Raw genomic sequence first — 25,586 nt, 5'->3', positions numbered from 1 at the left:
TCGCTCATGCCGTAAGTTTGGAGGGTGCTTTCAGCGAGGTACCGGGTATCGGGCCGTCAGGAAGCGGAATGAATTCTTTATCGTCCGCATCCGGAAGCTTCATCTTTCCGGCTTTCCAGTCCTCCGCCGCTTGCACCAGCCGCTCGCGCGACGAGGATACAAAGTTCCAGTAGAGAAGCCGCTCGCCAACCGGTTCGCCGCCGAGAACCATGAGTGTGGATTGTTTCAACGCCTTGACGCGCGAAGCAGTCGGATCGAGTACGAGCATTTTTCCCGCCTCGTATTGGACGCCATCCATTTCCACCGCGCCTGTCGCTATATAGAACGCACGCTCCTTGTGACCGTTCGGAATTTCTGCGGTTGCACCGGGCTCCATCGCAAGATGCGCGTAGAACAACGGCGAATGCGTCTGTGCAGAAGCCGTCAGGCCGTATGCGCTGCCAGCAATGAGCTGGCCGACAACTCCTTTGTCATCCCATTGAGGCAGGGCGCTTCCAGAATAGTGGTTGAAGGATGGAGCAACTTCTTCCATCCCTGTTGGCAACGCCACCCAGGCCTGTATGCCGTGAAGCCGGTCACCATGTGCCCGCGCATGCTCGAAGCGTTCGCTATGCGTGATGCCTTGGCCAGCAACCATCCAGTTTACCTCTTGGGGGCGGATCGCTTGCTCATAGCCAAGGCTGTCCCGGTGCATAATCTCGCCGGAAAACAAATAAGTCACCGTCGAAAGACCGATATGCGGATGAGCCCGCACGTCTGCGCTGCGATCAATACCCGCCGGAATATCCATTGGGCCAATGTGATCGAAGAAGATGAAGGGGCCGACCATGCGTCGTTTTGCAAAGGGCAGAACGCGGCCGACTTCAAAGCTGCCACCGAGGTTGCGACGCCGCTCTTCAATAATCAATTCCATCATCTTGTTTCTCCTGATCGGGTTGCGCCGAATACGATGTCCGAATACTCGGAATGGCGTTCGCAGTAGGCGGTCATGGATGGCCAATCGAGGACGACCTCGCGACCGCTCGCACCGAAGTCGCCGCGTGCTAAACGAGAGCCGATGCCTCGTCCCTCGTACTGCTGCGGGACAATCGTGTGCGTGAGGACGATTTTATCTCCTGTAAAGCTGCAATACGCTGCCGCTATCCCGCTCTCATCGATGGGTAGCTCAAAGCGATGCTTGGCGTCTCGCGGACCCCAGTCCTTGTAGAAAATGCTGGTGCCATCTGTCGTGGTGAACGTTGACATTCTTCCTCTCGTTGTGAGCTTTCCGGAAGCGCATTCGGCCGCATTACGCTGGCCCCGGCATGCGCCGCAGTATCCCGGGAGCCGCGCGAACGATCGGCGCTACTTCAGTACCGAGGAGCTCGATCGACCGTTTCATCGCGGACGTCTCAAGAGATGCAGTGCTCATCTGGAACGTGATGCGCGAAAGCCCACCAAGCACCTCGCTTGCGTGAAGCATCTTCGCGGCAACCGTCGCCGGACTGCCGACCAGGAAGGCTCCTTCAGAACCCGCCATGTAGTCGAATTGCTGACGTGTCGGCGGCGACCAGCCACGCTCGCGGCCGATCTTCCCCGTAAGATGCGCCCAGCCCGGGAAAAAGGAATCGGCAGCAGCGGCGTCGGAGTCGCCGACGAAGCCCATGGCATGGATGCCGACCGGCAGGTTTTCGGGAGCATGCCCGGCCCTGGCACCGGCTTCGCGATACAAATCGACGAGCGGGCGAAAGCGTTCGAACGTGCCGCCGATAATCGCGATCATGAGCGGAAGTCCGAGCTTACCTGCACGAACGAACGATTCCGGTGTTCCTCCGACGCCGACCCAGATCGGCAGCCGCGCTTGATGCGGTCGCGGATAGATTCCCTGAAGATCGAGCGCAGGTCGGAAACGGCCTTGCCATTTCACATGGGTCGCCTCTCGAAGCTTGAGCAGCAGATCGAGCTTCTCGGCAAATAGATCATCGTAGTCCCGCGCAGCCAGGCCGAACAGCGGGTACGCCTCGGCGAATGACCCTCGACCGACGACGATTTCGGCGCGGCCCTTGGCGATGAGATCAAGGGTCGCGAACTCCTGAAACACACGCACGGGATCGGCAGCGCTGATGACAGTGACTGCGCTTGTCAGTCGAATTTTCGACGTTCTCGCCGCTGCTGCCGCCAGAATGATCGTAGGAGCAGAATCGAGAAATTCCGCGCGGTGGTGCTCTCCGATCCCGAACACGTCCAGCCCGGCCCGGTCGGCAACTTCGACCTCTTCGATGAGATTGGCCATTCGCTCAGTTGCCGACGGAAGTTTTCCGTTCTGCGGGTCAGGGAGAATGGCTGCAAAACTGTCTATTCCGATTTCCATCAATAGCCTTTCGTTTCATTGGTTGATGCAGGTACGTGTGCGGATGAGCGAGGCGGGTGCTTTATGGTCAGAACCTGTAGGTCGCCATGACGCCAAGCATCTTTATGGTCTGCGCCGGTCCGGTTTCCCGTATGAACGACCCCGCCCGGAACGCGCTCAGGGATGCTGTCAGATTGAGTTCCGGCGTTGCCTGCCAGGCGACGGCAAGTTCGAGCTGTGTGCCGATGAAACGCGCTGTGCTGTCCTTGCCGCTTCGCACGACATTGCCTGCAATGCCGTAAACGCCGTCAGCCAGGCTCTGCCGCCAGTAAGCGGCTCCCGTGAGCGTCACTGCAACATCCTTATAGGGCTCAATCGTTACGCTGGGCCGCGCACGAATCAGATTGCGGGGTCCGATTGGAGATAACGCGCCGAAGTACTTGCCGCGTGGGAAGAGAGGATTGAACGTCCCAAGTTGCTGATCACGCGGGTTGTCATCACCCGATATGACTTCAGCCGTAAAGCTCGCATCCGGCTTCATGGGAGCGTCCAGGAAACGGTAGCCGACTTCGCCGCCGACTCCCCAGCCGGTCCGACGGTAACCTGCGAATTGACCACCCTGAAGTGCGCCTTCGATATTCCAGTGCCAGGAGCCGGTATCTCCAAAAACCCTGCTTCCAAAGGTGTGAACGACCTCTTTGCCGGTGCCTTGGTCATAGACCGCAGCGTTGTCACGCAAACCCAGATAAAAGGCGTCGACGCCATTCGCATGCGTCGCGTTCAGCCATTGGGTCGCATAGACGCCCCAAACGGCTTTCTGCCGCGAACTGCGATCGTCGAAATCGTCCGGCCTGTTGTCGACAGGGCGATAATACAGAGCGGTGACCTGGCGGAATTGACCCGTTAGCGTCGCGTCTGCGCCCTCAAAAGCCTGAGGAATATTGACGCCATAACGCGTGTCGATAAAGCGGCCTGCGCCCAGCGATACCAGTTTACGTCCCGCCGACAAGCTCAGCGAGGTACGATCCGCGACATCCAGCCGGACCTCACCAAACGCCTGAAGCATATCGGTGCCAGTCGTATCGACGGGCCGCGTTGGACGGTCGACGCCTGAGATCGCAGAAACGATGGGTTGCGCAAAAAATCGGACACTGTCCGCGTGAAGGTCGACATACGGCATGAAACGATGCCAGATGTAACTATCGTTCGGCGCCGATCCCCAGTTTACATTGGCATAGCCCTCGTAGCGAGAGCGGGCTTCCATGCCCGTCACGAGATACGTAGATCGGTCATCACCAAGCGGAATGTACTTGAATGGCTCTGTCCAGCGACCCGTGCGCGACGCGGGATTCGCGAGATATGTCCAATTCTCGTTATAACGCTCGTTGGTCAGTGTCGGTGCGCGCTCGACATCGGTCCTAACCTGCGCCTGCGCAACAAGCGGCATAGCGGCGAGTGACGTCGCGAACGCGACGCTCCGCCTTACTGTCCGCAATCGCGCTCGCCTGGCGCGGCTGCAGACGCTTTTGAAGATGAGAGTCAGTCTTGTCGGAATGACGAAGTCCAATACACATAGAGCGATTACGTAATGCATTCTGCACGCACCTCGTCACCCCGCTGAAGTTAAGCCGGGGACGGCACAGGCGTATTCAGAAGCTGCTGCTCCCACTCAAACGCAATGCCGGTGCCGCCGAGGTGCGAGATCAATGCGAGGCAGACTTCGGTCCGCAGGCCTGCGACGACCAGTTGCTTGCGGCCGGTCGCCTTGACCAGATCGACCACCCTCTTGTGCTCGCAAGCGTTCCCCAGGTGCGGTCGATCACTTCCTGATCCGGGAACACGTCAGTGATTTGCTTGAAGAGAACGCCGCCACGAGCCGCCAGCACACTGGTGAGGATCGTCGGAACATTGAAGGCTTTTGCAAGCTTCGCCAGAGCGGTGAAATTGTTCAGCGCCGCCTGAGAGTCATGGCTATTCACGTTCGTAAGCTGGAAAGGCTTATGATCGATCAGAACGAGAGCCGAGTCCTCGGGACGAAGAAGTGAAGAAAGGCCGTTGCGGAATTTCATGAAAACCTTATGCGCTTAAGTTTTGAATGCGGATTCCCGCCCCGTGCGACGACACCGGTGTGGAGTTTGCCAGTATCGCTAACGGTCCGGTAGGATCGTTGTTTGTCACACTGTGTCGCGAAACTAGGAACGCAGTTATACGTGGCCTTGGGGTTGTCTTGAGACATACCGTGTCGCGAAATCAGAAACGGACTATTGTAGCGGAAATGAAGACTTACGTGCCTTTATTGAGGTTGCCGACGGGGAAGGGATAACGCCAACTGCGCACCGGCTTGGCGTTCCCAAATCTATTGTCAGCAGGCGCCTCGCTCGACTTGAAGAAGAGCTTGGCGTCCATCAAAGCCCTTTGACCTTTCGCAGCGGCAACGGCATTCGCTCGGGTCGGATCTTCCCGCGCGTCCGGTTCAATGTCTTGCCGCTTTCTCGGAGGATGTTTGGCTGCCGACTACCGACAATGCTGCTATCACGCGATCGCCTGACGTTCCTGAAGCCGGCGCTCGGTTGGCGCATTCGAGTATGCGCTATCGTCTAGTGCAAGTCACCGGCTCGTTCCCGGTTCTGCGACACAGTGTATCGCTGCGACTAACTACCGTCGAATAAACGTCAATGGTACTAGCCGTTTAGGCATCGTCATAAGGGCGTTTGTCGTCCAACCAGCCAACTTTGACAACGGCATGCAAGGACTTGGATCGCGCTTTCTAGCGCATGGGAACGGGGCTGGCGCGCACGGAGCACGTTGACGTGCTGGCTGATCGCGGTGAATTGCGAGTTGGCAAACGGTAGATGTCGATGCTCGCCATCCTGCCTCCTGCGACGAGGAACGTGCCATGACGGCTACCCTCTGGCGAGGCCGATCGACCTTAAAATTGCCGACGAGAGTAAAATGATCAAAAAAATATTCATCGCGTTTGTGACGATTGCTTCGTTCTCCGCGGCTCAGGCACAAACGACGCAGGAACAGCCTGGCGCTGATCTAATCGTTATCAACGCAAAGATCTTCACCGGCAATCCTGGGCAGCCCGAAGCTACGGCTTTGGCCGTCAAAAAAGGCCGCATCTATTCCGTCGGCTCTGATGTGGACATTCTTGGTCTGAAGAATTCCACGACCAAGGTGATTGATGCGCGCAGCCGAAGGCTCATCCCCGGCATAATCGATGCTCATACGCACGTACTCAACGACATGGCTTATAACTACAATGTACGGTGGGATGGCGTACCGACGCTGCGTGAGGCGTTGACGATGCTAAGCGAGCAGGCCGAACGCACGCCGGAGGGTCAATGGGTCAAAGTAATCGGAGGCTGGTCCCCATACCAATTCGAGGAGAACCGCTTTCCCACTTTGGACGAACTGCGCAAGGCCGTGCCCAATCGCCCGTTGATCGTGCAATATGCCTATAACCGCGCTTTCTTGAACACGCGGGCGATGGAGGCACTTGGCATGGGCACCGATCGGTTCCCAAAGGTGCCGGACACAGAATTCGAAAAGGACAGCCGCGGCAACCCCACCGGTGTGGTCTTCGGCTACACTTGGTTGTTTCTCACCCTCGAGACCATGGTGCCGCAGCCCAAGTTCGACGAAGAAGTGAGTTCGTTGATCTATATCATTCGCGGTCTGAACCGGTTCGGCGTGACCTCGATCATCGATAACGGCGGCAGGTGGGCATACCCGACAGCCCAGGCAAGGGTAGACATGCTTGCACGGGACAACCGTCTTAACGTGCGCATGCCCTTTGTGGATTTGCAACTCGGCGACGGCGGGCCGGTAAACATGGTGGATCTGCAACTCGAAGCGATCACGAAAACAGCGCCGATAAGCACCGGGCAAAACCTGCACCCCACCCTGGCACATGGCCATGAATATCGAGGGGCTGGGGAAGTTCTGAACGGGGAAGTGCACGATCACGAAAACTTCGATCGTCCGGCGGTCATCATCGAGCCGGAGAAGATGCGGCGCTTCGTCGAGCAGGACGTGATGAAGCTGGTCCGGCGACGCATCCCGTTCCGCATGCACATCAGCTACAATGAGAACATCTCCCCCTTTCTCGACGCTCTGGAGAAAATAAACGAAGAGATTCCGTTCGATGGTCTGCGATGGAGCCTTGAACATGCTGAGACCATTAGCCCCGAGAACATCGAGCGGGTGAAAAAGCTGGGTGGCGGCATTGCCTTGGATCACAAGATGGCGCTGCACGGCGATGCTTTCATCAAAACCCATGGTCGCGAGAAGGCTTTGCAGACCCCGCGTCTGCGCAAGCTCGTGGACAGTGGCATTCCGCTGGCCATGAGCACCGACGCGTTCCGTGCAGCCACGTTCAACCCTTGGGTCGGGATTAGCTGGATGGTATCCGGAAAGTCTGTGTCCGGATCCGAAGTCCTTGCCAAGGACAACCGCCTCTCCCGCGCCGAGGCGCTTAAATTGTTCACCAGCGGCCCGGCGTGGTTCATGAATACAGAATCCGAAATGGGCTTAATAGCGCCGGGCAATCTCGCGGATTTCGTTATTCTCGACAGGGATTACTTTTCCGTACCGGAGGATCAGATCAAATCCGTCTCTTCTGTTCTAACTATCATGGACGGCAAGGTTGTGTTTGGTGCACAGGACTACAGCACTCTATCTCCAAAACTTCCTGCGATTCTTCCGAATTGGTCACCCGTTAAATACTTCGGTAGCTATTACGGGGACAAATGAATCCCGCGGGACTTCATCAGGCTGCGTGGCACTTCGGCCGAGATCAACTAGCATCTGCCGGTGCCCCGCAAGCTCGAAAGAGCGGAGATCATAGCGACTAAGGAGCGGCATCAGGCTTGGACGGCGTCACTGCATACCGGCGGTTTTATGTGCCGGTTGATTGACCGTGAAGACGACGTCGCCGATCTGAAGGGTCGGCACCCGTGTTTTTTCGATGTAATGCGGCATGGCGCTTTGGTTTTCGAGACGAGGGATGTGAGCTTGGTCTGGTTCAGACGTCGCTTGGTTATAGTGTGAGTGCGCCACGTGTTCTGAGCCCGATCGCTAATCGACCTCGACCGGCCGATCGGGATTCAAAGGGTAAAAGAAAACGAGAGCCATAACGAATTTGATTTCATCGATAGGATCTAAAATGTCCCTCCAAAGACAATGTCGACATGTTGCAGCTGCATCTTTCCTCGTATTTGTGACTGCGCCGGCGAACGCGCAGTCGGCTCCGTTCTCCGGCTTCGCGGGCTCGTGGTCCGGAAATGGGAGTATTTCCATGTCCGATGGTTCGAAGGAGCGGCTGCGCTGCCGTGCGACGTACCGTGTATCTCTCGACGGAGCGACACTACGGCAGACGCTTCGTTGCGCGAGCGACAGCTACAAGTTCGAGCTGAGCAGCGATGTAATCAGCGAGGGGGGGCGCCTGTCCGGCTCTTGGAGTGAGGCATCTCGTGGCATCAGCGGAAGCCTGCAAGGCAGTGCTCAAGGAAGCCGAATGACTGCAACCGTCGATGCGCCCGGGTTCAATGCTAACTTAGCGCTCACGACATCCGGAAACAGGCAGTCAATATCGATAACCTCCCAAGGCGACATCAGGAACGTTTCGGTTTCGATGACAAAGGGCTGATGCCGCTCGGAAAGAACTGCGTTCAGGGTCGAAAGACATCATTGACTGGAAAGGCCTGCACTGTGAACCGCGCTACAACCGATGTCCCTGTCTGCTGAGCGTGTCGTCGGATGCGCGCCGTCTCCGAAGGTGCATGTGTTCCTCCTTGCTTTCGAGAATTCTTTTCGGCACTGCTGAAGTAATACACGGCTTAGAATGTTGACAGCCGGCCTTGGAAGCGACGACGCGTTCGAGTGGAATCATCGTGTCGCATTTCAGGTATTTAGAGCATGAACTTGCTGAGGAAATCGGCTTCCTCTTATGGCTGTATTGAACCTATTCGTTTTATAAGCCACATACCATCGGCTCGGGTCGAAGGGTCGGAAACGCCGCGTTGCCCCGAGCGGGACAGGCCCAGCGTCGTGCGAATTCGCACGCGCGAAGCTGGCCGTGCCGCCGTGGATTGAAGTGACGTTGCCATATTCGGAACGCAGCGTTCCTAAACGGCAGACTATCGGCCAGGATGCAACCTCGTTAGCTTACTTCAACTCTACGAGTGTTTGCCTTGGCTGCTGCTCATATACGCACGTCGGACTCCGACAATAGAGTCGAATCGATTTAACGATCGTCCCCGTTCGGCGCTCGGGCTACTGCCGTGGCGTGGTGACCGTTGCGTTTGGTCGATTTCGGTTCGGCGCAAACCTGCGACGGTAACGGGTTAGACTTTATTGGTGGCTTAGCTGACGCGCTGACGAACCGCGGGCATCACGACTATATGGGGGGAGCGGAATCGATGAGGTTCCGACGACGGTCGGCTCGCTATAACATGACAGCTTTGATCGTAATTTGCGCCATCACGCTTGGTGGCTGCGCGCGTCGGCCCGGGCCGTGGGTGCTCGAGCCCGTTCCGAGCGTCGGCGCTGCGAAACTTGTGAAAGTCTTTGTCGCGAGCACTCGTGCTGCGCAGCCTGAAGCGTCGGTACCTCTCGCCGAAGGTGGCGCTGCAACGCCGGCGTACTTCCGCTATGTGATCTCCATCCCTCCCACTCATAGGCCGACCGAGATTGAGTGGCCAACACACGCTCCTGACCCAGCTAGGCATTTTTCAGTCGTTTCGGCAGAGCGTCTCGATGAAGAGAGGTTCCTGGTCGAAATCGGGCAGGCTGCTGCTCGCGGTGATTCACTTGGCCGCGACGTCGGCATCTTCGTTCACGGTTACAACAATAGTTTTCAAGAGTCGCTGTTTCGGACGGCTCAGCTCGTTGCTGACTCGGATGCGGGTCGGTCCGCGGTTCTATTCTCCTGGCCGTCAAGGGCAGAACTCACCGGCTATATCGCCGACAAGGATGCGGTGACCCTCTCGCGTGACGCGCTCGCCCATCTTGTCACGCGGCTCGCGGCCGAGCGTAGGGTGAGGGGTGTCAAGCTCGTCGCGCATAGCATGGGGTCTTGGCTAACCATGGAAGTCGTTCGGCAAATTCGCATCGCGTCGGACGTTCGAACTATCGAGAAGCTCAACGATGTAACGCTCGCGGCGCCGGACATTGACACCGAGGTGTTCCTTCAGCAATTACGCGTCATTGGCCGCCTGCGCTCGCCCATCACCGTGCTTGTTTCCAAAGAAGACCAGGCTCTGTCGTTTTCCAGGTTTCTCGCGGGAGGGCAACTCCGGGCTGGGGCGGCGGACATCGACGACCCTCGCGTCATCTCAGGGGCAAGGACCGCGAATGTCCGCGTCGTCGATATATCCGGCCTTGCCACGTCGGCGGGAGCCGGCCATGACGGCTTCACGGCGTACTCTGCGATCTACGGCCGGCTTCAAACAAGCCGTGACGGGCTGATCGCTTCGGAGGTAGGTGCAGGGGTGTACGCCCTCGACGTAGCCGACAGGCTAAGGCCTTTGGACGCCCGGCTCAAGCATAGAGCCGCGGTCCCGTAGCGCTTCGAGCATGCACAGTCCGGAAACTTTGTCGGCGAAGCAGAAGCAGCGATCGTGGATCTTTAGTTCTTTAAGGCGCCGCGAGCGTGAACCCCGGCGCCATCCTGACCGCCGACGGTGGCGCAATCGCCTGGGACGCACTCAGCCCGTCCCTCCAAGGCTCGGCCTAACAGGGTCGGGCCTTAATACGGCGTCTCGCCGTCATAAACACCTTCTGCAATGTGACCGAACGCCATGCAGCGTTGGGTCCACAGTCGTCAGGGGATTAGAAGGATGCGGCCGAGGATCTTGTTGTCCTCGGCATGACGGTGAGCGGCGGCAGCCTGAGCTAGTGGAAATCGCCTATCGATCGGCACGGTGAGCCTGCCTTGCGAGAGGTCAGCAAGCATCGTGTCGACAGTTCGACGCACTTCTGGACGTGACAGCACGGTTCCCATGAACACGCCAAGGATCGATTGATTGCGCTGCAGTGCCTGCCAGAGGTCAACCGTCAATGACCCACCGCCCGCATTTCCTACGGACACCAGACTTCCTTCATCGCGGAGCGCTGCGAGAGAAGTCGCCAAGGTGGCGCCGACCGGATCGACCACCAGGTCGACGCCGCGATTGTTGGTGAGATCACGAACCACATCGGCGACGGATTCGCGGTTGTGGTCGATGACACTCGAGGCGCCGAGCTCGATCAGCCCCCTGGCACGATTCTCGCCGCTTGCGACGGCAATCACAGTCGCTCCGGCTTGATGGGCAAGCTGCACCGCTGCGATCCCGACGCCCCCTGCTGCACCTTGAACCAAGACAGTGCTTCCGCTTGAAAGCCGTCCTCGTGCAAACAGGCAATGGTGGGCCGTCCCAAAGCCAATCGGGATTGCTGCGGCTTCCGCAATGTCCGCGCGTGCAGGTAAAATCCAGGTCTGTTGCGCCGACACCGCGCGGAGTTGCGCGTGAGAACCACTCAGCCCCCAGGATGTGACCCGATCGCCAATCTTGCGATTCGTGACTTCGTTGCCGATCGCTACCACGGTCCCGGCTGCGGCATAACCGACAATGTATGCAGGATGCGCCGGCGGGGAACTGCGACGGTTGATCACGTCGCCGCCTTCAAGGGAAACAGCTTCCACGTGAATCAGGATGTCTCCAGAGCCAATCTCTGGATCCGGGGCGTCGGAATAACGAAGAACTTCTGGCGGCCCATTTTGATCATACACTGCAGCTTTCATCGCTACTCCTTCTCCTGCTTGAGGCGGATCGGGACAATTGCTGCTGCTTCGGAGCCTGATGGGCCGTGCAGCGCCTATACCACCACAACTGCTACCGCACATTTGCTACGCTAGTGTTGTCGGGCGCCCATCTGTGTCGCGGAAGGTGGAACGCAAGTGACTTTCGTGTATTGCCGGGAGGCATATCCATCTCCGATGACTCTCGTTCACGCTCAGCGCTAATCCGCCAGTAATGCTCGTGCTGACTGTGCTTCGTGAGCCGCGCCGCTTCAACGCGATCAAGCGCCGCTGGATGGCATTACCCAGCGCGTACTGACCCAGACGCTGCGGAAACTCGAGCGCAACGGTATGGTGAAACGCACGGTTATCGACGGTCCTGGCCTCGGCGTCGAGTATGTACTCACCCCGCTCGGCCGCTCGCTCCAGAGACCGTTCGCGCACCATTGGACGGTCGATCACATGGATGAGAAAGTTGACCAACAACGGATGTATGATCTGATGAAGTGAGGCCTAAAATACATATGAGTTTTATAGAACTCTTTAATTGTTTGACATTGGTTCGGAACGCCCGCCTATTGGCCAACCACGCGGAATTGGTTTCTGCGCGCGCGATTTTATCTCACGTTCCGGCGTTTGGCTCGCATGCACATGCTCCACAGCATCTTCTTATCGACAGCCGGCGCCTCGCCTTTCAGCTCGTCTGTCTGTGTCCCTCCGCGCACCGACCGAAAATATACGTCTGACCGCGCCCGCTTTGGTTGCGCGGCAATCGTGGCAGCGCTACAGGCGCACTGTTGCGCCGCCGGTTACGTCCGGGGCCACCACATCGGAAGACTGATCGAGAACCACCCGGACTTTTTGGTTCACTGGTTGGCGCTGAACGGCATCGGCGCATCGATCATGCCGATCAATCCCGCGTACCGCGCCTCGAGCACATGATCCGCTGCGCCGACATAAACATATCGGCTGCGGAAGTCGAAAGCGTCGACAACCTGGCTCTTTCGGCAGTTGCGGCCAAGCCGTATTTAGTTTCTGCGCGAGCGCATTGGCCTACGGCAAACTGCCGGTGTGGATCGCCTATATCGATGCGCCGCCGATGACACTAACACAAGATCCAGAAGCACGCGCTCCGAGCAGCCAGGATCCGGCCTCATGGCCGAAAATTTTCGATTTGCGCTCCACAACAAAAAAAAAGCCAAACAGGCCTGAACGACACCTGGGAGGAAACCATGAAGATCATGCGGAACTTATTTACCCTCGTCTGCGTCGCAACGCTGATCACGACATCGGCGCATGCACAAATATCGGACGACAGCGTCAAGATCGGCGTGCTGACTGATCTGAGCGGCGTTTACGCCGATGCCGCCGGTCCGTTGTCGGTAGAAGCCGTTCGGATGGCGATCGCGGATTTCGGCGACAAGGTCGCCGGCAAGCCGATCGTCATGGTGGATGCCGACCACCAGAACAAGGCGGACGTCGGTGCTGCCATCGCGCGGCGCTGGTACGAAAATGAAAAGGTTGACGTCATCGTCGACCTCGTCAACTCGGCCGTGGCCTTTGCCGTGCTGGAACTAGCCAAGCAGAAAAACAAGGCGATTTTGGTTGCTTCCGCAGGTTCGTCGGATCTTACCGGCAAAGCCTGTTCGCCAAATTCGGTACAATGGATCTATAACACCTACGCACTCGCCAATAGCACGGCGCGGGCGCTCGTCATGGAGGGCGCCAAGAGTTGGTATTTCTTGACCGTCGATTACGCTTTCGGACATGCGTTGCGCAATGATGCGGCCAGGACGGTGGAAAGACTCGGCGGCGCTATCGCCGGTGAAGTTCGCTATCCCCTCAACAGTATGGACTTCTCGTCCTATATCCTGCAGGCGCAAAACTCCAAGGCCGACGTCGTCGCGTTCGCCAACACTGGCGGCGACCTCGCAAACTCGATCCGGCAGGCTCAGGAATTCGGACTCACCAAAGGCAAGCAGCGCCTGGCGGTGTTCTTGATGCAGAGCAGCGATATCCACGCTATTGGATTGCAGGCAGCGCAAGGGCTGCTGGTGACAACCGGCTTCTATTGGGATCTCGACGACCAAACGCGGGCCTTCGCCAAGAAGTTCATGGACAAGACCGGCAAGCGACCGAATATGGTTCATGCCGGGCTTTACTCAGCGGTGACCAATTATCTCAAGGCCATCGAAAAGTCCGGCACTGACGACGGCCCGAAGGTGATCGCGCAATTGAAGTCGATGCCTATCGAGGATTTCTTCGCCCGCAACGCGTCGCTGCGCGAAGACGGCCAGTTGATCCATGACATGTATCTGGTGCAGGCCAAGTCGCCCGCCGAATCGAAGGGGGCATGGGACTACGAAAAGCTGGTTCAGGTGATCCCCGGCAAAGATGCTTTTGTGACGCCGGAAGAAAGCGCCTGCCCGCTGTTCAAGAAGTAACGCACTTGCGCGTGAGATAGCCCAGATGACAGACATGAACGACGCCACGCCGTATATCTGGATGCCGCCATCGGAACTGGCGGCGGCAAGCAATTTGACGGCGTTTCTGCGTGCCACCGGACAAAGCGATTATGACGAACTCGCGTCAAGAGCCGAAGCCGATCCCGCATGGCTGATGCAGGAAGTCTTCAAGTTCTGCGATGTGAGATTTTATCGCAACTACGACCAGATGCTGGATGATTCCAGCGGTCAGGCATGGGCGCGCTGGTGCGTCGGCGGCACCACCAATATCGTGCTAAATTGCCTCGACAAGCATCGCGACACTGCGGTGTGGGACCAGACGTTCCTCGTCTGGGAAGGCGAAGACAAGCGTGAACGCCGCTCGCTGAGCTACCGTGAATTCGACCGCGAAGTCGGGCGGTTGGCGCAGGGGCTGCACGATATCGGAATCGGACGCGGCGACGTGGTCGCAATCTACATGCCGAACCTGCCGGAGACGTTCGTCGCGTTCTTTGCCATCCTGAAACTCGGCGCGATCGTCATGCCGCTGTTCTCCGGGTTCGGCCATGCGCCGATTCAAACCCGCTTGAATCATGGAGAAGCAAAGGCCGTCATCACCGCTGACGGCACATGGCGGCGCGGCGCTCCGGGGCCGCTCAAATCTGTGCTCGACATGGCCCTGGAGGCCTCGCCGACCGTAAAAAACGTGATCGTTGCGCGTCGCGGCAGTCTTGCGATCGACACGCCAATGCGGAAGGACCGGGACCTCTGGTGGGATGATGCCATCGCCGGCAAGGGCGCCATGATTGAAACTGCCGAGATGCAGGCGGAAGACCCGGCGATCCTGCTCTACACCTCAGGTACGTCAGGCGAACCGAAGGGATGCGTTTGGAACCATATCGGGTTCATCGGCTCGATGGTGACCCGCGATATGATCATCTGCAGCGACTTCAAATCGACGGATCGGTTTTTCTTTTTCAGCGATATGGGCTGGATGGTCGGCTCGATGTGCGCCTGCGTCCCGAGTTTCGCCGGTGGCAGCTTGCTGGTAGTCGAAGGTACTCCGGACTATCCGGATGCGGGACGGTTCTGGCGACTGATCGCCGAGCATCGGGTGACCTACCTTGGTGTGTCGCCGACGATCGTGCGCAGTTTGATGCGTTACGGGCTCGAAGTCGAATCCTACGATCTTTCCAGCCTGCGGATGACGGCCTCCGGCGGCGAAGCGTGGACCACAGCGCCTTGGCTGTGGTTCTTCGAGCACGTTTGCAAGAAGAAGATCCCGATCATCAACATGTCAGGCGGCACCGAAGTCGGTGGCTGCATCTTCACGGGAACACCCAATCACCCGATGAACCCGGGCTCTTTCGCGCGACCCGCGCTAGGCGTGGGCGCCGACATCGTCGATTTGACGGGGCGGCGCGTTCCCGATGGGACGGTCGGCGAACTGGTTCTGCGGCATTCCTCGATTGGACTGACCAAGAGCCTGTGGAGGGCCGATGCGCGCTATATCGAAAGCTACTGGAGCACACTGCCCGGATTGTGGGTTCACGGCGATTTCGCGATGCGTGGCCGGGACGGACTCTACTACATTCTCGGCCGCTCCGACGACACCATCAAGGTCGCCGGCAAGCGCACCGGGCCGTCGGAACTCGAAGGCATTCTGATCGCGACCGGCAAGCTTGCGGAAGCCGCCGTGTTCGGCATTCCGCATCCGGTCAAGGGCTCGGCCATCGTGTGTGCCTGCGTGCCGATGCTGGGCGTCGTGGGCGATCGCAGCCTCGAAAACCAACTGTCGTCGGCCATCGTCGCAGAAATGGGCGCATCTTATCGCCCCGAAATGATTCTGTTCGTCGATGATCTGCCACGCACCCGCAATTTGAAGATCATGCGCCGCGTGTTGCGTGCCGTGTTCGAGGACAAGGATCCCGGCGACCTCTCAGCGTTGGCTAATCCCGAGGCTGTCGACCGGCTGCGCGAAAAACTGGCCGCCATGTGAACCGCCGCGGACTGTTTCGAACAGATGTTGGGATTGGGATTTGATCGCATACTGCAAGCGTTCAGTCACACGCCATATCAAGCGGCGCAAACGACAAGAAATCGCCTTTGGGAATCGACCAAGGGTGACTGGCGAACTCGCACGGTCTTCCTCTATTGAAGATTGGGCGGCATCGCCTTCCGAAATCGACCTCAATAGGAACCGTTGGCCATGAAGAACAATCGCAATCGTCAGGTCATTCTGAAATCCCGGCCGGCCGATATTCCGCAGGCCGACGATTTCGAGATCATCGAGACTGACGTTCCCGATCTGCTCGACGGACAGATCCTGATACAAAACGTTTTTCTTTCAGTCGAACCCGCTATGCGCGGCTGGGTCAGTAACGTCGCCAATTATTCGGAGCCCGTGCGCATCGGCGAAGTGATGCGCTCATTCGCCGCCGGCGAAGTGCTACAGTCAGGACATCCCGACTTCAAGCCGGGCGACAAGGTGATGGGCATGTTCGGGTGGCAGGAATTCGCGGTCGTCGGACCTGCCGCTGTCACGCGAAAGATCCGGGAAGACGACCTGCCGCTTTCGCTCTCGCTCGGCGTCACCGGTCTCAACGGGATAACCGCCTATTTCGGGCTGCTGGACATCGGCCAGCCGCGCCCTGGCGATACGGTAGTGGTGTCGACCGCGGCCGGAGCGGTGGGGTCGGCGGTTGGCCAAATCGCGAAGCTTTCGGGTTGCCAAACGGTCGGCATCGCCGGCGGACCGGCGAAGGTCGCCCAGTGCCGTGAGCTGTTCGGCTATGACGAGGCGTACGATTACAAGAGCGACGATCTGGACTCCGCGCTCGGCAAGGCTTGCCCGCGGGGGATCGATCTCTATTTCGACAATACCGGTGGCGTCATCAGCGACATCGTACTTGGGCGTCTTGCCGTCGGCGCGCGCGTGGTGATTTGCGGAACTGCTTCGTTCTCGACTTGGGATCCTTGGCCAAACGGTCCGCGCGTCGAGCGTCACTTGCTGGTCAAGCGCGCACGCATGCAGGGTTTCGTCATCTTCGACTACGCACCTCGGTACGAAGAGGCCGTTTCTCGTCTAGCACAATGGGTTCGCGATGGACGGTTGCGCTATTCCGAAGACATACAGAACGGCATCGAACACGCGCCGGGCGCGATCGCCGGACTCTACCGAGGCGAGAATACCGGCAAGCGGCTCATCAAGATCCGCTGAAGACGGTTTCGCAACTCTTCAAGAGCTTCGACTGCAAGCCGGCTTCACGCTCATGCGAAATTCGCAGGGCGACATTCTGCCGTTGTCCTGACGCCCTCCTTGAAATCCTGGGTCTGCCGAAGCACGATTGCTCCGTCAACTCATAGTCGGTCGCCGTGGCCACCCGTTCGGCAAGGCCGGTGCGCATGGTGGTCCCGCGTCGAGATAAGCGCGACCGCGCGCATTCAGCGATCTCGTCGGCCAGATCGCGGCCGACCTTACGGCGCACAACGCTTTGCCGTGCGCTGCGAGAACGACGGCACGACCATTGTCATCGGCATCCAGCCGCTCCAGAGCGTCGGCGATCTGCTGGATCAACGATAAGTCGAAGAAATTCAGCGGCGGCCGGCGAACTTCGATGAGCGCGACGTGTCCTGCGAGGGATTCAACATGGTATTACTCGCAGCGGCCATGAGCGGCTCCTCAGAATCCTGATGTCAGCGTAGCCCGAGCCCGCGCGCGATGATTCCGCGCAGAACCTCAGTGGTGCCGCCCTGAATCGTGAGCTTGGGGGCAATCTTGAGGTTGAAGGCGAGGCACTCATCAAGGGTAGCGAGGTTGCTGGCTTCGGGATCGAGGAAGGCGGCGAGATCGCGCACCGTGTGTGGCAACCGCTGCTCCCAAATCGTTCCCATGTCCTTGACGATGGCTGCTTCGACCACCGGCTCCCTACCGGCTTCGAGCATTCCGGCGACAGAGACCGACATGCGCCGTAGCGTGTGGAGTTGCGCCACCAGTCGCCCCAGACCTTCCGCCGCGCGGATATCAGGATCCGGTCCGAGCGAGCGAACCAGTTCGGTCAGAACCGCGTAGGTTTCGAGAAAGCGTTCAGGCCCGCTGCGCTCGTAGGCGAGTTCGCTGGTTGCCTGCTTCCAGGCGCCGTCGATCTCACCAAGCAGGTTGCCATCAGGAACGAACGCATTCTGAAACACCACTTCGTTGAACTCGCGCTGCCCAGACATCTGGCGAATGACGTTGCAGGTGATGCCTGGCGTTTTCATATCCACCAGGAACGACGTCAGGCCATGCCGCCTGTTTTCCTTGGTGGGTGCCGAGGTCCGGAATAGGCCGATCATGTAGTCGGACACGTTGGCGTTGCTGGTCCAGATCTTGGTGCCGTTGATCAGCCAGCCGCCATCGGTCTTGGTGGCCTTGGATTTGGCGGCAAACAGGTCCGATCCCGAACCGGGCTCGCTCATGCCGATACAGAAGCTGGCCTCGCCGCGGATGATCCGGGGCAGGATGGACTGCTTGATTTGCTCCGATGCGTAGCGGATCAGCGTCGGGCCGCTCTGCCGGTCAGCGACGAAGAACGGACGAACCGGCGCGTTGGCTACGCACATCTCTTCGGTCACCACGTAGCGCTCAAGAAAGCTGCGCTCCTGACCGCCGTATCTCTTCGGCCAGGTCATCCCGATCCAGCCGCGCTGGCCGACGCGCCGGCTAAACGCCTTGGCGCCTTCTCCTTCGGCGCTTCCCGATCTCAGGGGATCAAAGGTCCCGGCCGAAACCTCGTCTGCAAGGAATGCGCGGACTTCGCGACGCAACTCCTGGCAATGCTCCGGCAGCCGGATGGGATCGAATCGTAATGCTGTTGTCATGGTCTTGGCGCCTAAATCCGGTCAACGCGATGCGATCAGCGGCCACAGTTCATCGGCGCCGCGCCTGCCGATCCACCAGCCGAGTTCGGAGGACCAGTAGCTCTCGCTTCCAAAATCATCCCGCCACGCCAGAGCGCGCAATGTCAGGCGATGCAGTACATGCTCGGCCGTGAAGCCGATGGCGCCGTGCACCTGATGCGCGATCGACGCGCCCTTGTCGGCGGCCTCGCCGCAGCGAATCTTTGCCGATGCCACCTCAAGCAAGATGCCGTCCGTATCGCGCGGATCCGCGCTCATCGCATCGGCCGCAGAAGTCGCCGCAGTGACCGCGGCGGCGACCTCGCCACCTAGTCGCGCGAGATTATGCTGCACCGCTTGATATTTCGAGATGGTTCGCTCGAAGGCAACGCGTTCCGTCGAATAACGCACGGACAACTCCAGCATCCCCTCCAGCGCCCCGCTGATCTGTTGGCTGCGCACGGCGCTGCCCATCAAGAAAAGGGTGGTCGGATCGAACCCGTTTGGCGCAGTCGCAATAGCGACCGGCAGCACGCCAGCAACAGAAACAGTATCCGCCGCGTCGCCTGCAAGGTTCTCGAAGCGATCAATGCGGCACAGCGAGGCATCCACCAAAGCGATCCTGACTCCTGCAGCGCTCTTGGCGAGAACGGCAAAATGAGCGGCGTCGCGCGCGAACGGGATGCGCCTCGCCTGTCCGGTCAATCGTCCCTCGGCGTCCAGTCCGATCAGTTCACGCGGGCCGCCGGGCAACACCGTCATCATTCCCTCCGGCGCGACGATTCCGCCCTGCGACAACAGCCACCCCGCAAGCATGGTCTCCGCCAGCGGCACCGCAAGAGCTGACCTTCCGGCTGCGCGCAGCACGGCAAAGCCGTCGATCAGGCTCGCGCCTGAACCGCCGTGCTGCTCTAATACCCACGCCAACGGCAGACCGGCCTCGGCAAGTGCGCGCCACAACGGCGCCTTCCACGCATCGCCCTGAGCGTGCGCAACTTCTTGCAGATCCGCCAGATCGGCGAAGATCCGCTCGGCGGTGGAAACGACGATATTGTCTTCATCTGACATGGTGGCTCCTGACTTGGACGGAACGTAACTCGAGCGGAACAACGGCCTATTCGGTTTGGGCATTCCGATCGTCCGCTCGATTCTAGGCTTGCGATCTCCTCTGGCGACAGCTTGAGCATGCCGGCAAGATCGATCGAGAAATCCACCGAAAGCAGAATGGCGAATACCTTTGCACACCCGCGAAAATCGCCGATTGCGACACAATCAATCGCTCAAGTGAAACTTGATCGCATCACGCATCACGGCCGCAAATGCCTTCTCTTGCGAGACAAGCGCGTCGGTCAGGCCAGCAACGCAAATGGCGAGAGGCTCGCTGGATTCAGCTACTCGCGGGAGAGCCATGGCCACCACGCCGGCGCCTGGCGTCACCAGACTAAGCGACAATGCATGGCCCTGCTTTCGCACCTTGCCGAGCTCGACCAGCAACGCCTTGATATCGACCTGCTTCTCGGGATGCATTTCATAGGAGTTGAGCAGCTTGACCAGACGGCGGACCTCCTTGTTGGAATACCTAGACAGCAGCGCATAGCCCAATCCGGACTTTGCCAGCGGGCGAAGCGTTCCGGAGCGCACATGCAAGCGCATGGGAACCTTGGACTGGATGACGTGGATATATTGCGCGGCCAGACCGTTGCGCAGGCCGACCATGACGGTCTCCCCGGTCTTTGCCGACAAATCCTCCATCAGGTTGATCAAGCGCCCACGGCGGAACAGAACGGGGCTGAGCCAGTGGCCCAGCATCGAGATCCGCGCCGTCGGGACGTAGGTTCGGCGGCCGGCGTCATAATGCAGATAGCCAAGCGCGGTCATCGTCCGCATCAGAGCGGACGTGCTCGACTGCGGAAAATGCAACGCGGCAGCCACGTCAATAACCGATGCGGCGGACTGATGCTCCTCGAAAAACTCAAGAACCTCGAACACGCGCTTCGCTGACTTGACCGTGCTGTCGATCTTCTGATCTGGCGGCACTAGACTCTGCGTAACCTTGGGAATGTCGCGACGCAATTCAGGTGTCAAACCGCGCGTGGGCGCCCGTGTGGCAGGCTCATTCCTTTTCACGATCGCCATCTCCGTTACTTGCCCTGCTGTCAAACCCGACTCTTGAGCCAGCAGCTACCATACTGGTCGGGGCGGCCGGCCCACTCGGGATCGCAACCCAGTTGAAAGCGCCGCCTGCACCGGCCAGCGACCTTCTCGGCCAAGCGCAATCATGGTCGCCTTTCCGTCTCGCAGTGTGGATTCGACGTATTCGGGTTCACGAATGAGGCCTACGGCAATCGATGGACTTTCCTCCTCGCACAGGATGCGTGCGGCGTTGGCCACATTGAAGCCCGACGCTCGCCAGACCATAGAGCGGCCCCGCAGCAGCTTCATGTCGCCGGACGAGCAATCGATCCGATCGATGCCGATTTTCTCAAGCTCGATTGCGAATGCTAAGGAGTCCTGGATCCGCCAGCCAATATCGACGCCATCGACCGACGATATCCGCACCAGCGCTGGGAGATGATATGGCCAAGACATTCCACACGATACCCGTTCGCAAATAATGGCGTCAAATTAGAAAAGCGTTCTCAAGAAACTCATATGCAGTTTGAGGCGACATTTTGGGTGAATACCCATTGACGCCGTCAGAAATTCGCAGCATCGGTGCGTTCCCTGACGTGATGAGACGCTCAGCGTTAGCGGTGGTTGTTCAAAGCAAACGGAGAGAGCCAGATGAACGACGAGACGTTGGCGGCCGGCCTCGAGAATCGATACGCCAAGTACGCGCGGCTTCAGTTCGACTGGCCGCAGCCGCGCGTCCTACGGGTTACCATGTCGAACGGAAAGATGAACTCCGCCGATGAGAAAATGCACGGCGAGCTCGGCATGATCTGGCGGGATATCGACAGCGATCCGCGCGTCTCGGCCGTTATCCTGACCGGTGCGGGCAAGGCCTTCTCAGCAGGCGGCGATTTCGCGATGATGGAGCGCATCATCGACGATCATGACACGCGGATCCGTAACTGGAAGGAAGCCCGAGACATCGTCTACAACGTCATCAACTGCTCCAAGCCCATCGTGAGTGCAATCAGGGGGCCGGCGGTCGGTGCCGGCCTCGCTTGCGGCTTGCTGGCAGACGTCTCCATCGCCACCAAGACGGCGCGCATCATTGACGGGCATACGAAGCTAGGCTTGGCAGCGGGTGATCATGCGGCGATTGTGTGGCCGCTGTTGTGCGGAATGGCGAAGGCAAAATACTATCTGTTGCTGTGCGATCAGCTTTTAGGCGAAGAGGCGGAGCGGATCGGTGTCGTATCGATGTGCTGCGAGGACGCTGAACTGGACGCAAAAGCGATCGAAGTTGCCGGCCGTCTTGCTGCAGGACCGCCGAGTGCCATTCGCTGGACGAAATACGCGCTCAACAATTGGCTCCGGCAGGCCGGGCCGACATTCGATGCTTCGTTGGCGCTTGAATTCATGGGATTTACAGGACCGGAAGTGAAGGAAGGCCTTGCGGCTCTCGTGGAAAAGAGACCGCCGGCATTTCAACCGAACTGTCCGCTCTAAGAAGACAAGGACTATCGCGTTCTGTCGCTCCCCCTGAGCCTATGCCCATTTCATGAAATGCACCGGCGTCATCAAGAACGACGTCGGCGCGGTGGTCGAGCTGCGCTGTACCTAGGATTGCGCGACCCGCGGCGGCAACGCGCCGGGCGGACGCAAGGTCAAGGCCACCATGCATTGGCTGCTGGCGCGCCCAGTCGCACCTAGCCGAAATCCGCGTTTACAATCAGTGTTCGCCAAGCCGAGCCCCAAGCCGGCAATTTTGCCGCCGACATCAATCCGCAGTCGATGGAAGTGCTGTCCGACGCGCGGATCGAGGCCAGCGTGGTCGAAAGCAATTCGAACGAGGTGATGAAGTTCGAGCGGAAGGGCTATTTCGTGCGCAACAGGCAATCGACATCACAAAAGCTGGTGTTCAACCGTACTGTCGGCCTACGCGACACCTCTGCCAAGGAATACGCCAGGGGCTGAAGCCCGTTCAAAACGATTGGATATTCGATGCCACATGCTGCCGACGACATCGCATCCGACATCATCGCGAAATGGGCCGCGGCTTTCAGCAGATTGGACGCCGACGCGCTTTCCTCGCTTTATTCGAAGCACGCGCTGTTCTTCGGCTCGAACCCGAAACTGTATCGCGGGAGAGACGGTGTTGCGGCCTACTTCAGGGGATTGCCGCGGTGGCGGACATCTACCGTTCAATTCAGCGACGTCGTCTTCGAACAGGTCGGCCCCGATCTGGTCAATGTCGCCGGCACGGCGTCATTTGACGTTGATCAAGGTGCGATAAAACTGTCGCTCAAGATCACCTGGGTGATCGCCCGCGAGGACGGCGACTGGAAAATCGTCAGCCATCACGTCTCGTCGAAGGCGCCCTTGATTTAACAAGTGCAGGGCCATCATGGAGGGAGCGCTTGACAGAAATGCTGCGCTCGCACGTGAATCGCGCGATATCCCAATTGCTCTTGCCCCCGTGGAGTCGCCCGCCGAAGAGCAGGTGAGGCGAAGCCAAGTCCACCCCGGCCCGTCATCGCCGGACTCGGCAGTAGGAAAGGCGACAGGCTTCGCCGAAGGCGCAGAGGCGACAACGACGTCACCGGTAGCCGGGGCGGCCGCGCTGCGCGTATCGGGCGGCCGAGCGCCGAAGCGGCGCATCAGAAGCGCCTCCACGTCAACCTGGCGCGGCGTTCGATAGAGCCCGCTTGCCACGATCGACCATTTGCTTGGTCATCGACGCTCTTCGAATCTCTGCCGAGCCAAGCCGGCCCGACTAGGTTGGCGAGGCCAATGACGGGGTTTGGGTCCCGCACTCGCCCCCCCCAGAACGCGACTCGTGGGCGACGCGGAATTTGCGATCGAAACGCAGCGCCTGTGTCAGGTGGACGCAGGAGCGATCTCGCAAGCGTAGGAACATCGTTGGAAAGAGGAGGTTACGGACCACCAAGTCACGAGAAGCATCTTCGGCCAACAGTCGCGCCGCAAGCGCCGGGGGACTCATTTGCCGGCGATGGCTTTGGGCAGGACGTCGCACTGCTCGTCCAAATCCGAATGCGGGTTTTGGCTTCTCACGACCTGTTCCAGCTCAAGCGCCGCGATAGCAAGCTCATCACCTAAATGCTTAAACAGCTCGCGTTGACGTGGATCGGTCGCCGACATGCCGAGGTCGGCAGTGCTTCGCATCAGCTCGAAGTTGGTGCCACTTTCCGGTGAGGTCCTTCATGGCTCATGTCCTCGGTTTGGCGTCGTTCTTGGCGATTGAGCGCGATGGCGCACTGCAGACCCTTCGCCCAGCGGCCGTGTCCGACACCTTTTTTCGAAGAGCAAGCAGCTCAGCCCTTTCCTGTTCCAGCCTATCCACCACGATAATCACGATTTGAAAGTCCTCTTTAGAACCGCCTTCGATCGAAAAACCCATGCACGCCTCCACTCGGGAAAAAGTAGCATCACCTCATCCGAGCAGCGAGTCCACTTACCTGTGTTAAGCCGAAGCGAGATTTATTCTCCTTTCGGACATAGACAGTCTTTCTGAGCAAAATCCGATGAGTCGGTTCCCTCGGCTTGAATGCCCGCAAATCGAGCCGGCGAGATTGATAGATCGTCGTACCAGCGACGCGGCGGACCGCTACCGCCATCCAGTCCCGCAACAGTCCCTTGTCCTCTTTGGAAAACGCCCCCGGCGTCTAAGATAGTCGAGCCTGTCATCGGGATGGCAACGCTCAAAATCCTCTCGGATCAGCGACTCCACGTAAATCCGTTCCTCCTCATTGATTGGGGAAGACCGGAATAGAAACCGGTCGGCATCGCTGACCTCCGATATTCGATTTCGGCTTAATTTGCTGTTTCAATTATCCTTCCATGCTGCGGATGGTATTTCTGATCCGTGTCCGCTGGTGGGGCCGAACGGGCGGCGAGCGTCGATAGCCGTCCGTCGGACGCGGCGTGCTCTCGGAGCATCTTTTGGTAGAGCCTCACGTAATCCGTTGACATACGGGCGGCGGAGAAGCGCTCCTCGAAGCGCGCACGGATCGCCTTGCGATCGAGGGCCAGCAGGCCCGGAATGGCGCGCACCGCCTCCTCCACGTCAGACACGATCCGGCCGGTCAGTCCGTCCTCGACGATTTCAGGGACCGACCCATGGCGGAAGGCAAGCACCGGGGTACCACATGCCATGGCCTCGATCATCACCAGACCGAACGGTTCGGGCCAGTCGATCGGGAACAGCAATGCGGCAGCCTGGCCGAGAAAGTCGTTCTTTGTGTTTTCGTTGATCTCGCCGACAAATTCCACTCCGCCTCCTTGCAGCATCGGTGCGATAACGTCGCGGAAATAGCTGTCGTCTGCTTTATCAACCTTTGCCGCGATTTTGAGGGGAAGGCCGGCCGATCGAGCAATCGCGATAGCACGGTCCGGCCGTTTCTCCGGTGAGATGCGTCCAAGAAATGCGAGATAGCCGCCTTTCGGTTCGAAATTAGGCGTCAGTAGATCGAGCGGCAGGCCATGATGAACTGTCGCGACAAAGTTTGCGTTTGGCAGCGGCATGCGCTGCGCATTTGAAATCGATACCAGCGGCATGTCCGCGAACCGCCGGTAGAAAGGCATATGGTCGGCGAAGGTCCTGCCTGCCGTGAAGGGTGGTTAGCGTGCGAGCACGCTCCGGGCGAAACTGCGGAAAGTGCAGGTAGTCGATATGGAAGTGGAGGAGGTCGAAGTCGTCGGCGCGCTCTCTCACCTTGTCGAGCATGATCATGTGGTGGGGTACAGCGTCGCGGACGCCCGGCTCGAGGCGTAAGGCGCGCGGCGTGCAGGGTACAAGTTCGGCAGAGGTGATGGAATCTTCGCTGGCGAACAGTGTCACCTCGTGTCCCTGCCGAACCAACTCCTCCGTCAGGTATGAGACGACCCGCTCCGTTCCTCCATAGAGCCGCGGCGGCACGCTCTCGTACAGCGGGGCAATCTGAGCAATCCTCATTTTTCAGTCCGTCCTTCGTTACTCTGAGCCGGCGTTGCCTGAGGCCCTCATGTGTTCACGAGCTTG

At 59.0% G+C, this 25,586-nt stretch carries 24 protein-coding genes and 3 pseudogenes; 12 read left to right on the top strand and 15 right to left on the bottom strand.

Translation table 11 applies throughout. The features are described from left to right. Positions 1-4: 4 nt before the first annotated feature. From ACZIRK_RS21730 to ACZIRK_RS21710, 5 genes and pseudogenes are all read right to left on the bottom strand, one after another. Positions 5-916 (bottom strand): pirin family protein, encoded by a 912-nt coding sequence (locus tag ACZIRK_RS21730; protein WP_130225441.1) that lies wholly within the window; start codon positions 914-916, stop codon positions 5-7. Further along, a complete protein-coding gene (locus tag ACZIRK_RS21725) occupies positions 913-1,245 on the bottom strand; it encodes a GNAT family N-acetyltransferase (protein WP_130225440.1) in 333 nt (110 codons plus the stop codon). The genes ACZIRK_RS21730 and ACZIRK_RS21725 overlap by 4 nt, the downstream gene beginning before the upstream one ends. Before the next feature lie 43 nt (positions 1,246-1,288). Then, positions 1,289-2,350, bottom strand: a complete 1,062-nt coding sequence (locus tag ACZIRK_RS21720) for an LLM class flavin-dependent oxidoreductase (RefSeq protein ID WP_130225439.1) — start codon at positions 2,348-2,350, stop codon at positions 1,289-1,291. A 67-nt stretch (positions 2,351-2,417) separates the two neighbouring features. Then, positions 2,418-3,923, bottom strand: a complete 1,506-nt coding sequence (locus ACZIRK_RS21715) for an alginate export family protein (RefSeq protein WP_130225438.1) — start codon at positions 3,921-3,923, stop codon at positions 2,418-2,420. Positions 3,924-3,952: 29 nt separating this feature from the next. Beyond that, positions 3,953-4,398, bottom strand: a pseudogene (locus ACZIRK_RS21710) (isochorismatase family protein). Positions 4,399-4,624: 226 nt separating this feature from the next. Between ACZIRK_RS21710 and ACZIRK_RS21705 the strand changes: the two are divergent. The 4 genes from ACZIRK_RS21705 to ACZIRK_RS21690 all read left to right on the top strand — a co-directional run bounded on the left by ACZIRK_RS21705 (position 4,625) and on the right by ACZIRK_RS21690 (position 9,900). Beyond that, positions 4,625-4,930 (top strand): helix-turn-helix domain-containing protein, encoded by a 306-nt coding sequence (locus ACZIRK_RS21705; protein WP_463328090.1) that lies wholly within the window; start codon positions 4,625-4,627, stop codon positions 4,928-4,930. Positions 4,931-5,281: 351 nt separating this feature from the next. After that, a complete protein-coding gene (locus tag ACZIRK_RS21700) occupies positions 5,282-7,087 on the top strand; it encodes an amidohydrolase (RefSeq protein WP_130225437.1) in 1,806 nt (601 codons plus the stop codon). A gap of 412 nt (positions 7,088-7,499) precedes the next feature. Then, positions 7,500-7,982 carry a hypothetical protein gene (locus ACZIRK_RS21695; protein WP_130225436.1) on the top strand — a complete coding sequence of 161 codons (483 nt, stop codon included), beginning with the start codon at positions 7,500-7,502 and terminating at the stop codon, positions 7,980-7,982. An 871-nt stretch (positions 7,983-8,853) separates the two neighbouring features. After that, the gene (locus ACZIRK_RS21690; protein WP_463328081.1) at positions 8,854-9,900 is read left to right on the top strand and encodes an alpha/beta hydrolase; all 1,047 of its coding nucleotides are present in this window, start codon (positions 8,854-8,856) and stop codon (positions 9,898-9,900) included. A gap of 257 nt (positions 9,901-10,157) precedes the next feature. Here ACZIRK_RS21690 and ACZIRK_RS21685 read toward each other — a convergent pair whose 3' ends face one another. Then, on the bottom strand, positions 10,158-11,117 hold the full coding sequence (locus tag ACZIRK_RS21685; RefSeq protein ID WP_130225434.1) for a quinone oxidoreductase family protein: 960 nt from the start codon (positions 11,115-11,117) through the stop codon (positions 10,158-10,160). A gap of 348 nt (positions 11,118-11,465) precedes the next feature. Between ACZIRK_RS21685 and ACZIRK_RS21680 the strand changes: the two genes are divergently transcribed. The 5 genes from ACZIRK_RS21680 to ACZIRK_RS21660 all read left to right on the top strand — a co-directional run bounded on the left by ACZIRK_RS21680 (position 11,466) and on the right by ACZIRK_RS21660 (position 16,778). Continuing rightward, on the top strand, positions 11,466-11,624 hold the full coding sequence (locus ACZIRK_RS21680; protein ID WP_245474675.1) for a hypothetical protein: 159 nt from the start codon (positions 11,466-11,468) through the stop codon (positions 11,622-11,624). A 538-nt stretch (positions 11,625-12,162) separates the two neighbouring features. After that, positions 12,163-12,456 carry a hypothetical protein gene (locus ACZIRK_RS21675; RefSeq protein WP_165435173.1) on the top strand — a complete coding sequence of 98 codons (294 nt, stop codon included), beginning with the start codon at positions 12,163-12,165 and terminating at the stop codon, positions 12,454-12,456. Next, entirely contained in the window at positions 12,347-13,558 is a 1,212-nt protein-coding gene (locus tag ACZIRK_RS21670; RefSeq protein WP_463328080.1) for an ABC transporter substrate-binding protein, read from the top strand. The genes ACZIRK_RS21675 and ACZIRK_RS21670 overlap by 110 nt, the downstream gene beginning before the upstream one ends. A 25-nt stretch (positions 13,559-13,583) precedes the next feature. Further along, the gene (locus ACZIRK_RS21665) at positions 13,584-15,557 is read left to right on the top strand and encodes an AMP-binding protein (RefSeq protein ID WP_463328079.1); all 1,974 of its coding nucleotides are present in this window, start codon (positions 13,584-13,586) and stop codon (positions 15,555-15,557) included. A gap of 210 nt (positions 15,558-15,767) precedes the next feature. Then, a complete protein-coding gene (locus ACZIRK_RS21660; RefSeq protein WP_456646001.1) occupies positions 15,768-16,778 on the top strand; it encodes an NADP-dependent oxidoreductase in 1,011 nt (336 codons plus the stop codon). A gap of 261 nt (positions 16,779-17,039) precedes the next feature. Here the strand turns inward: ACZIRK_RS21660 and ACZIRK_RS21655 are convergent. The 5 genes and pseudogenes from ACZIRK_RS21655 to ACZIRK_RS21635 all read right to left on the bottom strand — a co-directional run. Further along, positions 17,040-17,177, bottom strand: a pseudogene (locus ACZIRK_RS21655) (enoyl-CoA hydratase/isomerase family protein); the annotation flags it as partial. A gap of 77 nt (positions 17,178-17,254) precedes the next feature. Further along, positions 17,255-18,418, bottom strand: a complete 1,164-nt coding sequence (locus ACZIRK_RS21650) for an acyl-CoA dehydrogenase family protein (RefSeq protein WP_130225432.1) — start codon at positions 18,416-18,418, stop codon at positions 17,255-17,257. A gap of 21 nt (positions 18,419-18,439) precedes the next feature. Next, positions 18,440-19,504, bottom strand: a complete 1,065-nt coding sequence (locus ACZIRK_RS21645) for an acyl-CoA dehydrogenase family protein (protein WP_130225431.1) — start codon at positions 19,502-19,504, stop codon at positions 18,440-18,442. 204 nt (positions 19,505-19,708) lie between these two features. Continuing rightward, positions 19,709-20,572 carry an IclR family transcriptional regulator gene (locus ACZIRK_RS21640; RefSeq protein ID WP_130225453.1) on the bottom strand — a complete coding sequence of 288 codons (864 nt, stop codon included), beginning with the start codon at positions 20,570-20,572 and terminating at the stop codon, positions 19,709-19,711. A 45-nt stretch (positions 20,573-20,617) separates the two neighbouring features. After that, complete coding sequence (locus ACZIRK_RS21635) at positions 20,618-20,995, bottom strand: beta/alpha barrel domain-containing protein (RefSeq protein ID WP_130225430.1); 378 nt, start codon at positions 20,993-20,995, stop codon at positions 20,618-20,620. 225 nt (positions 20,996-21,220) lie between these two features. Between ACZIRK_RS21635 and ACZIRK_RS21630 the strand changes: the two genes are divergently transcribed. The 3 genes and pseudogenes from ACZIRK_RS21630 (at position 21,221) to ACZIRK_RS21620 (ending at position 22,936) form a co-directional block, all read left to right on the top strand. Then, positions 21,221-22,054, top strand: a complete 834-nt coding sequence (locus ACZIRK_RS21630) for an enoyl-CoA hydratase/isomerase family protein (protein WP_130225429.1) — start codon at positions 21,221-21,223, stop codon at positions 22,052-22,054. A gap of 40 nt (positions 22,055-22,094) precedes the next feature. Beyond that, positions 22,095-22,522, top strand: a pseudogene (locus ACZIRK_RS21625) (glutamine--tRNA ligase); the annotation flags it as partial. Between the two features lie 27 nt (positions 22,523-22,549). Further along, positions 22,550-22,936, top strand: coding sequence for a YybH family protein (locus ACZIRK_RS21620; RefSeq protein WP_463328077.1), 387 nt, complete (start codon positions 22,550-22,552; stop codon positions 22,934-22,936). Between the two features lie 609 nt (positions 22,937-23,545). On the opposite strand, the gene ACZIRK_RS21615 is transcribed toward ACZIRK_RS21620, so the two are convergent. From ACZIRK_RS21615 to ACZIRK_RS21600, 4 genes are all read right to left on the bottom strand, one after another. Further along, a complete protein-coding gene (locus ACZIRK_RS21615; RefSeq protein WP_165435178.1) occupies positions 23,546-23,707 on the bottom strand; it encodes a hypothetical protein in 162 nt (53 codons plus the stop codon). A gap of 67 nt (positions 23,708-23,774) precedes the next feature. After that, positions 23,775-23,966, bottom strand: a complete 192-nt coding sequence (locus ACZIRK_RS21610; protein WP_130225427.1) for a hypothetical protein — start codon at positions 23,964-23,966, stop codon at positions 23,775-23,777. Between the two features lie 413 nt (positions 23,967-24,379). Beyond that, positions 24,380-25,123: a glycosyltransferase family 4 protein gene (locus ACZIRK_RS21605; protein WP_463328076.1), complete on the bottom strand. Its 744-nt coding sequence runs from the start codon at positions 25,121-25,123 to the stop codon at positions 24,380-24,382. Further along, a complete protein-coding gene (locus ACZIRK_RS21600; RefSeq protein ID WP_463328075.1) occupies positions 25,020-25,520 on the bottom strand; it encodes a glycosyltransferase in 501 nt (166 codons plus the stop codon). Before ACZIRK_RS21600 ends, ACZIRK_RS21605 begins: the two co-directional genes overlap by 104 nt. Positions 25,521-25,586: the final 66 nt, after the last annotated feature.

The organism is Bradyrhizobium sp. Leo114 (assembly GCF_055229415.2).
The sequence above is the reverse complement of the archived record's forward strand: the minus strand, read 5'-3'. Positions and strand labels throughout refer to the sequence as shown.